Source organism: Paenibacillus sp. FSL H7-0940, from assembly GCF_037979415.1.
Taxonomy (GTDB): Bacteria; Bacillota; Bacilli; order Paenibacillales; family Paenibacillaceae; genus Paenibacillus; species Paenibacillus amylolyticus.
The window spans coordinates 349086-356289 of the sequence record NZ_CP150280.1; the positions used below are offsets into that span (position 1 = coordinate 349086).

Sequence of the window (7204 nt, forward strand, 5' to 3'; positions counted from 1 at the left end):
ATAAGAATACAAGGAATGATAGGGCTAATGAAGAAAATTCAACTTTTTTGTTTGCCTCATGCAGGTGGATCAGCCATGATTTTTCATCGCTGGAAATCATCTTTAAGCCCTTTTATTGACGTAATACCGATCGAATTAAAAGGAAGAGGCGCTCGGGTGGGGGAACCATTCTATGAAAGCTTTGAAGAAGCGATTGAAGATATCTACCCCACGGTTTCCTCACTAATTCATGGGCCTTATGCTATTTTCGGACATAGCATGGGAAGCTGGATGGCGCTCGAACTATATTACCGACTTGCACAGTCAACGAAACAATTGCCTGAACATATGATGCTTTCAGGCAATCGTGCACCACATATTTTCAAGGATGAGAATATTCACGCATTGCCAGACGAAGAGTTCAGAGAGACGATTCAGAACATGGGTGGAACATCGGATGAGGTCTTTACCAATAAAGAGCTCTTTTCGTTATTTGCACCTGTACTTAGAGCGGATTTCAGGATTGTCGAACTCTATCGTTTTCAGCCCAAGCCTTTCAAGGTTCAGAGTGATATTACCGTGTTAACTGGCAGAAGCGATACCCGAGTGAAATCTAGCGATCTGATCGGATGGAAAAAGTACGCTGGTTCACAATGTGACATTGTCAAATTGGATGGAGGACACTTCTATATCCAGGATAATATTCAGGAAACAACGAGAATTATAAATGAAAAGCTGCAACCTTACGTAATCTAGTTGACAAGGAGTGTGTTCCAGTTATGAGCATGGATAACTTGGCTCAATTATTTAACTCCCTTGGTTCAGTCACAGACAGAGGTATTACTTTTCTGAATGGCAGCAAAGAAGAAAAGGTTGTATCGTACCAATCCCTTCTGCAATCAGCCAAAATCCGATTAGGAGAACTTCAAGCTTTTGGGATGCAGCCGGGCAATGAATTGATCTTCCAACTGAACTCGGAAGAAGAGTTTATTGTCACCTTTTGGGCTTGCACGCTTGGAAAAATCATACCGGTTCCGATAACCGTAGGCGGAAATCAGGAGCAAAGAATGAAGCTTTACAATGTGTGGAAAACGTTGAATCATCCGTTTATTGCTGCTGATCAGGATCTCACGGAAAGCTTGGACAAGTTTGCCCGGAAGAATGGATTGGAAGAGGTTGTCCGCGAAATGCATGCCCGAATCTTTATAGTACAGGGCATCTCGAACGTACGAGAAGAACCTATTGTTGAGGGAATTGAAGCTAGCATCCAGCCGGATGACATAGCCTTTATCCAATTTTCTTCAGGTTCTACAGGACAAACCAAGGGTGTAGTAATTACACACCGCAATGTCATGATAAATATACAAGCTATGAATATAGCAACCCGAATATCCTCTAATGACCGTTCTTTGAGTTGGTTACCCCTGACCCATGATATGGGTCTGATTGCGTTTCATCTTACAAGTACCTTCCAAGGTCTGCAACAGTTTATTATGCCGACTTCCTTATTCATCCGTCACCCTACATTATGGTTAACCAAAACTTCTGAACACCGTGTCACCCAACTATATGCTCCAAATTTTGCTTATAAATATTTTCTGGATTCATATAATCCACTAACCTTTGCATCAACCGATTTGTCTTCGGTACGTTTTATTATGAACGGTGCTGAGCCGATATCTCCGGCACTTTGTTTCAATTTTCTGGAGGCGATGAGTCCTTATGGGCTGGCTTCCAATACAATGCTGACGGCGTACGGCTTGGCCGAAGCAACCGTTGGTGTTTCCTTTGGTAACGTCGGTGATTTGACTTGTTATGTACTGGACAGAAGATATTTGGAGACCGGGAAACCATTCATAGAAGTTGAACCGGGCTCAGAACATGCTGTTTCTTTTGTGGAAGTAGGCAAGCCGGTTCAATACTGTGATGTACGAATATGTGATGATTATGATAAGCCGGTCGAGGAATTGGTGCTGGGCAGTATTCAAATTAAAGGATTGAGTGTAACAAGCGGTTATTACAACAATGCAGCAGCTACGGAAAAAGCTAGTACAGCCGATGGATGGATTCGTACTGGAGATATTGGATTTATGAATGATGGCGCAATAGTCATTACGGGCAGAATCAAGGACATTATCTTTATCAATGGTCAAAACGTGTATCCGCATGATATTGAACGTGTAACGGAGGAACTGGAGCAGTTTGATCTGGGGAAAGTCGCTGTATGTGGTGTCTCCAATCCACTTACAGGATCGGAAAGCGTTGTAATGTTTGTACTGTATAAAAAGGACTTGCCATCTTTTATTCCAAGAGTTGGAGAAGCCAAAGCACATATTCAGCAGCGGATGGGGATTGAACTCAAGTCCGTGCTGCCCATTAAGCAAATTCCTAAAACGACGAGTGGAAAATTTCAACGTTACAGGCTTCAGGAGCGGTACGAAACAGGAGAATTTAGTGAAATCGAACAATCTATTCAGAGCATGTTAAGCCATATCCAGGAGAACAAAGAAGTACAACCAGCTCGTGATCATATCGAACAAAAGCTGATTGAGATTGTTGAGTCCGTAGCGGGACTTAGGAATGTCGGAGTAACGGATAACCTGGCTGAAGCTGGATTCGATTCGCTAAAAGTAACGCAGATTCATGAGGCAATCGATGATGCATTTCCAGACAAAATGGCAATTTCCAGCTTGTATTCACATACCTCTATTGTCTCATGGGCGAATCTGATCAGACAAGACAGAGTGGAAATGGAGCCTGTACGGATGGATCGGAGCTTTTTCCATACGGATCGAGGTTACGAAGCCTTGTCGTATCAATTCACTCTCCCAGCTTCATTGGTACAGGATATGCGACTGATTGCACAATCCGAAGCGATCAGTATTCATGTGTTGGCATCAGCTATGTATGCTTACTTGTTACACACGTTGTCAGAACAACCCTCTATTGATATGCACGTATCCTATGGTACAGCGAGAATGATCACACCTGTACGATTGAATTTCGATCAATACAAGACAATGAAAGAGCTCTTTCAAAATGTTCATCAACAGATCATAACCATGCCTTCGGATCGAGCGTTTCCCGTCGAGCAGATGAGCCAGATCAGAACAAGCAGCACGGAGTGGGCAATTATTCCTTTATATGGTGAACAGCATCTGTTCAAGGCATCGGACGATGTACTGAACTATTACGATCTGATTATCCTAGTGTCTGACGAAGGTGATATTCTGCAGTGCAATTGTCGTTTTAATGGACGTAAATTAAAACAGAGCCGTGTGAAACGTCTTATTGCCAATTATGTGAGAGGACTTCAACTATTGGTACAACCGGAATTGAAATGAAATTTCATAGGGGGACGGCCATGCTTGATCAATTGTTCGACAGAGAGCAATGGGAAGAAGAAGATGACCAGGACACTACTACTGAAACGGATATAACAACGGATAATAGACATGATATAGCTGTTATAGGTATCGGTGCGAAGTTGCCGACCGGAGAGTCGCTGGATGAATTTTGGAAGATGCTTGATTATGGAATTGATTGCATACGGGAATTGCCCAATCATCGAAAGGGCCAGTTGGATCAATACTTGCTTCACAAGCAAGGTTCATTGGAGCATGTACGTTATTTGAACGGAGCTTATCTGGACGAAATCGATGAATTTGATTATTCCTTCTTCCGTATGAGTGCACAGGAAGCCAAGCTGATGAGTCCGGTCCAACGATTGTTTTTGCAAACGGTATGGCGTGCGGTTGAGGATGCAGGTTATGGTGGTGACCGTTTGGCTGGAAGTTCAACAGGGGTGTACGTGGGGGTAATCGGAGATCAAGAAGGTTACAAGTACAAACAGATGGTCGAGGAATTAAGCCCGGACATGTTACCAATCGCCACCGTAGGTAATCTTTCGTCCATCATTCCTGCAAGAATTGCGTATCTACTTAATCTGACGGGGCCGGCTATGGTTGTAGACACAGCATGCTCCTCTTCGCTGGTTGCTCTGGATATGGCAGTACGTGCATTACGTGAAGGAAGTTGTGATATGGCTATCGCTGGAGGGATCAGGCTGAATATGATTCCACTGGATAAAGAGTATTACAAAATCGGTATTGAATCCAGTGATGGAACAACAAGAACCTTTGATGAAGATGCGGATGGATCAGGAATGGGTGAGGGTGTAGTAAGTGTTGTACTTAAACCTGTGGAACAGGCATTGCGGGATCATGATCATGTGTATGCAGTCATAAAAGGCACAGCTGTGAATCAGAATGGGTATTCGGCAGGGATCACAACGCCCAATGCGGTAGCTCATGAAAAAGTACTGACTCATGCTTGGCGTGATGCTGGAATTCATCCAGAGAGTCTTTCCTATCTGGAAGCACATGGGACAGGTACGCTCATTGGGGACCCGATTGAACTGGAAGGAATCCAATCGGCTTTTCGCAGATTTACGGACAGAAAACAATTCTGTGCCATAGGATCGGTTAAGTCCAATGTGGGCCATTTGTACGACAGTGCAGGATTAGCGGGTCTGCTGAAGGCGATTATGGCACTCAGATCCAAACGTATTCCCTCTACACTTCATTTTAATAAGCCAAACCCAAAATTTGAATTTGATACATCACCAGTCTATGTCAATGTCATTTCAAGGGAGTGGGAAGCGGCCACTCCTCGAAGATGTGGAGTCAGTTCATTTGGGTTAAGTGGCACCAATTGTCATGTTGTACTGGAAGAAGCTCCGAACATATCAGTGGAATTGGGGCGCGATGACCATTATCCTTTTTTGATCTCAAGCGTATCATCCGGAAATCTCTCCCGTCAGGTGCAATCATATGTGAAGTGGATCAATGAGAACCCGAAGGCCGATGTGAGGGATGTATGCTGCACAGCAGCTACTGGAAGACAGCATCATGCACACCGAGCGGTGTGGGTGGTCAGTTCGTTGAATCAATTGCTGCAGCATTTAAACGACTTTCTTGCAGAACCCAAGACCGGTAAATATGAACAAGATACATTTAGGAAAAGAAATCAGTTATTCATTATAGAAGAACTTATCTCGAACTGGCATATCGAAGGATGTGATAGAGCAACCGTGCTAGAGGAGTTGTGCACACATTATCAAGGCGGTGCTCAGATCAATTGGTCAAGAATCTATCCAGATGTGACCTATAACAAGTTGAGCTTGCCCACATATTCATTTGAGGAGAGTAAGTGCTGGATTGATACTAACCCCGATAATTCAGTACAGACTGAGGAAGAAGCGATGTATTATTCATTGTCATGGAAGCCTTGGAGCGAGATCGGCAAGATTAACTCATCCAGCATCCATAATGTTGAACGTGTTTTATTAATACGAAATGATACACAGCTACATGCAACCCAGTTGGTGAACCAAATTCGTGAAGCTGGAGTAGCAGTTATCGAAGTGATATTGGGAACATCTTACCTTCAACAGGATGCACAGACATATGTAATTCGAAATAACGAGAGTGATTATATCAAACTTTTGCTGGAAGTGTCCTTTGGAGGTCCCTATCGGATCGTGCATTTAGCATCACTTGACCATTTAGAAAATAAGGAAAACAGGCTGGACAAAGGTCTTATGTCTGTATGGAGACTTACCAAGGCATGCTCACACGTCTTTGCAGAGCAGGTTGAGATGATTTTGGTGACAAGCTTTGCTAATGAAGTGACGGGTGACGAGAAGGTTCTGTATCCGGAGAATTCGGCGATGCTGGCTTTCGGACATACGGTACAGCGTGAGATTCAGAATCTCGAATGCTTCTGTATAGATGTTGACCAAGATTGGGATATCTCTCAGTATTTGCGTTACATTTTGGGGCCGTTGGAGAAGAAGTCTTTGGCGATTAGAAATGGACAAGCATATCAAGCTGAATTCGCACCTGCTGATGTGGGTTCCTTGCCTGATGTTGATATGAACTGGAAAGAAGACGGCGTATACATTATTACAGGTGGACTTGGTGGTCTGGGGATGGAGATTGCTGAACGCTTGCTATCATTTGGACGTATGAATCTGGCTTTGATTGCAAGAACGGCACTGCCCAAACGTCACAATTGGGACATCATTCTAAATGCGAAAAATACTTCACCAGATCTAAAAAGTAAGCTTTTTCGGTTACTTGATATGGAGAAACGGGCCGGACAGTTGATGTATCTCGGAGCTGATGTTGCCGATGCAGATCAGTTAAGTCAAGCCATTGAACAATTAAGAAGTCGTTTTGGATGTATACGTGGCATCATCCATGCAGCAGGCGTTGGGAGTACACAACATGCTGACCAGATGACCGAGGAAGAGTTTACAGCAATGCTGGCTCCGAAAGTGAAGGGGACTCATCTGCTGGATCAGCTAACAGCCGAAGATCAGCCGGATTTTCTAGTCATGTTCTCGTCCGTCGCTACGTTATTTGGTTCTACTGGACAGGCTGCTTATGCCGCCGCGAATGCATATCAGGATGCCTATGCCCCGATGCGGAACCGCAAAGGGATGCGTACGATATCGCTGAATTGGACTACCTGGAAAGAGGTAGGCATGGCTTCCAGAGCCGGGTTTGATTTTGACACCTTATTCAAAGCGATGCCTAAAGATTGGGCATTGGATCGATTGTTCGAAATAATGGGAAAACAGACCGACCGTTTGCTGGTGGGGGAAATGAACTGGGATTCACCCTATTTAAACATTTTGAATAACTACCACTTTCATCTTGATGCCAATATCGGACAAAGGTTACAAAAATTGATGAAAATACCGGAGAGAGCAAAGCAAATATCAATGAAGAAGGAATCCGCTTCTACTGTTCAGATCCCAACGGAAGAGTATGAACTTGAATTAGAATCTTCCGTGGAGATGGACCGGACTATTGCGAATATAGTTGGACCATATTTAGGCATTAAAGAGATGAATGTACATGACAGCTTTTTCGAACTCGGTGCAGACTCTATTATGATTAAGCAGATTTTCTTGAAATTGGACAAAACTTACCCTGGAAAACTCATACTGACCGATCTGTTTGAATATCCAAGTATCTCCAGACTAACTACTTATATGAGCACCACAGAAAAGCAGAAGCCTCACCAGTCTCCTCAAAAGGAAACTTTCGAAGAGGAACGGGATACAGATCTTGAGAATCTGTTCGATGAGATCGAACGTGGAGCAATGGATCTGGATGAAGCAATCATCAACCTTCAAAAGATGTAGGGGGACGTG

General features: G+C 43.7%; 3 protein-coding genes. All 3 read left to right on the plus strand.

What is annotated here, in order from left to right:
* Positions 1 to 27: 27 nt before the first annotated feature.
* From MHB71_RS01615 to MHB71_RS01625, 3 genes are read left to right on the plus strand one after another with little or no spacing between them, the layout of a single operon-like run.
* Complete coding sequence (locus tag MHB71_RS01615) at positions 28 to 735, plus strand: thioesterase domain-containing protein (protein ID WP_047843975.1); 708 nt, start codon at positions 28 to 30, stop codon at positions 733 to 735.
* Between the two features lie 23 nt (positions 736 to 758).
* The gene (locus MHB71_RS01620) at positions 759 to 3323 is read left to right on the plus strand and encodes a non-ribosomal peptide synthetase (RefSeq protein WP_340028636.1); all 2565 of its coding nucleotides are present in this window, start codon (positions 759 to 761) and stop codon (positions 3321 to 3323) included.
* A gap of 20 nt (positions 3324 to 3343) precedes the next feature.
* Positions 3344 to 7195 (plus strand): SDR family NAD(P)-dependent oxidoreductase, encoded by a 3852-nt coding sequence (locus tag MHB71_RS01625; RefSeq protein WP_340028637.1) that lies wholly within the window; start codon positions 3344 to 3346, stop codon positions 7193 to 7195.
* Positions 7196 to 7204 lie beyond the last annotated feature (9 nt).